This window comes from Oleiphilus sp. HI0080 (assembly GCF_001635135.1).
The window spans coordinates 1-2,652 of sequence record NZ_LWFU01000676.1; the positions used below are offsets into that span (position 1 = coordinate 1).

The following is a 2,652-nucleotide window of genomic DNA, read 5'->3' on the forward strand; positions in this document are numbered from 1 at the left end:
CCGTTTTATGGTATCTATGATTTGCTTGATGAAAAAGGGTTGCAGAAAAGCGTCGGCATTGAAATCGTGATGCGTAAATCCATCATCAAAGAAACCAAAACCGAAAACCCTGACTTATACCGTCTTATGTCTCCGATGACTCACATCAGCAAAGAGGCACCGCCCTTTATGGTTGTTCATGGAGACAAAGATACGCTTACCTCAATCGATGAAGCACGATATTTTGCGAATACACTTCGTCAACATTCCTGTAACACCGTTAGTTTTGCCGCTATCGATGGCGCGCAGCATGCTTTCGAAATGTTTCCTTCATTGCGTTGCGATATTGTAGTGGCCGGTGTCAGTGCGCAGGTGAATCAGTGGCATGCGGACTATTTGAAGAAGCATTGAATACTCGAGTAAGGACGTCGTGTTCGGCCAAACGACCAGCATGTCGCTTGGTTGGACTTTCAAAACCGAGCAGGAATATAATCGATCTATTGTATCGATAAAAAAATAATAATTTTTCCACTCAGCGCGGGCGTGAGCCTGAAGGTTAATGTGATGACAGATACAAAGACACAAACGCATTTTCGTACCTGTAATTTGTGCGAGGCGATGTGCGGTCTAGTGATTGAGCACGATGGCGAACAGGTTCTCTCGATCAAGCCCGACAAAGAAGATGTTGTCAGTAAAGGTTTCATTTGTCCGAAAGCGCTCGCATTGAAGGATTATCACGAAGACCCCGATCGCCTTCGTGCACCGATGTTGAAAACGGCACAGGGCTGGAAGCAGATAAGCTGGAATCGTGCTTTTGATATTGTTGGCAAACGTGTTCGAGAGATTCAGGATCAATACGGAAAAGATGCGATCAGCGTCTATCTCGGGAACCCAAATGCACATCATCATGGCAACATTATTTATCTTCTTAATTTTCTTCGTAGCCTAGATACCAAGAATCGCTATTCCGCTACGTCCAATGACCAGCTCCCTCATATGCGCGCCAACTACGAGTTGTTTGGGCATCAGGCGCTGTTTCCGATTCCGGATATAGATCATACCGATCTGTTTATTTTGTTTGGCAGCAACCCGGCAGCATCTAATGGGAGCTTGATGTCTGCCCCTGATTATCTTGGTCGTTTGAAAGCCATTCGCAAGCGTGGTGGCGAAGTGATCTTGATCGATCCGAAAAAGAGTGAGACAGCCCGTGTTGTTGATCAACACTTGTTTATTCGGCCCGGCACAGATGCGTTAATGCTGCTAGGTATGATCCATACTTTGTTTGATGAGGGGCTTGTCGATCTTGGTCGCTTGCAGTCAAATATTGAAGGTCTTGCTGATGTGCAGATCATCAGCTCGGACTTTCCTCCCGAACGAGTTGCCGCTGCCTGCGGTATTGACGCCGATACGATTCGAAGCCTAGCGCGAAAGCTTGCAGAAACACCACGAGCTGTTGCGTTTGGTCGTATGGGGACATCGACACAAGAATTTGGTGGTTTAGCGACGTGGTTTATCTACTTGCTGAATATTTTGACCAGTCATTTGGATGAGCGTGGCGGATTAATGTTTACCAAGCCCGCGGCAGACATGGTCGAGCTTACCCATTACCTTAACGAGAAAGGTAGCTCCGGGACATTCACAACGGAGGGCGGTTTGCCGGAGTTTGCAGGTGAACTCCCTTCAAGCGCCATTGCTGACCAAATAGAAACCAAAGGTCCAAGTCAAATTCGTGCCATGGTTACGGTTGCCGGAAATCCGGTAATTAGTAGCCCTAACTCTAATCGTTTGGAGCGCGCATTGGGTTCGCTTGATTTCATGGTGTGTATCGATAGCTATCTCAATGAGACAACAAAACATGCCGATTTGATTCTGCCGGGTAGTAGCCAGCTTGAACAATCCCGTTACGATGTTGTATTCAACCTGCTCAGCGTTCGGAATGTCGCGAAGTACTCTCCTGCATTGTTTGAGCCAGGAAAAAACACCAAGCATGATTGGGAGATACTGCTTGAGCTCACGCATCGTTTTGCCTCTGGCGGCAGTCTGCTCGATAACGTGAAAGAGCTTGGCCAGTATCAGGCGATGAAGCGTCTTGGTCCGGATGGTGTGTTGGATATCCTTTTGAGAGTGGGTCCTTATGGCACACAAGTCCCGGGCACTTCTTCGGTTGGTTCATTTGTCATTGATACCATTCAAGATGTTTTTCCGGCGTCGCATCCGATACGCAGAGCGCTCGATAACGGACCTTACGGACCGCAAAATAGGGGGCTCAGTAAAGGCTTATGCATTGCATCGTTAAAGAATTATCCGCATGGTGTGGATTTGGGGTCGTTGCAATCTTCGTTACCAGAGCGGCTATATACGTCCAATAAGCGCATCTCTCTAGTTCCAGGCAGCTACATGACAGATATCCCTCGGCTGAGGAAACACTTGGGGATGTTGGATGAAATGCTTCAATCGTCCGTCAAGCAATCGGATGAGCACGCTCAAATGATGTTGATTGGCCGGCGGGATATTCGTTCCAACAACTCTTGGTTGCATAATAGCCAGCGGCTCGTCAAAGGTAAGAACCGCTGTACCGCGCAGATTAGTGAGGAAGATGCCAAACTAAGGAAAATCTCCAATGGTGACTTGCTTAAAGTATCGACCGACTATGGCGCGGTCACCATCGAATGT

2 protein-coding genes are annotated in these 2,652 nt (G+C 47.6%); both read left to right on the forward strand.

Features of this window, described 5'->3' with window-relative positions; all coding sequences use genetic code 11:
- The coding region (locus A3751_RS14685) for a prolyl oligopeptidase family serine peptidase (RefSeq protein ID WP_156492489.1) at positions 1-390 on the forward strand (390 nt) is incomplete at its 5' end.
- Positions 391-543: 153 nt separating this feature from the next.
- Positions 544-2,652, forward strand: a 2,109-nt coding sequence (locus A3751_RS14690; protein ID WP_156492490.1) for a molybdopterin-dependent oxidoreductase, incomplete at its 3' end; no start/stop codon positions are given.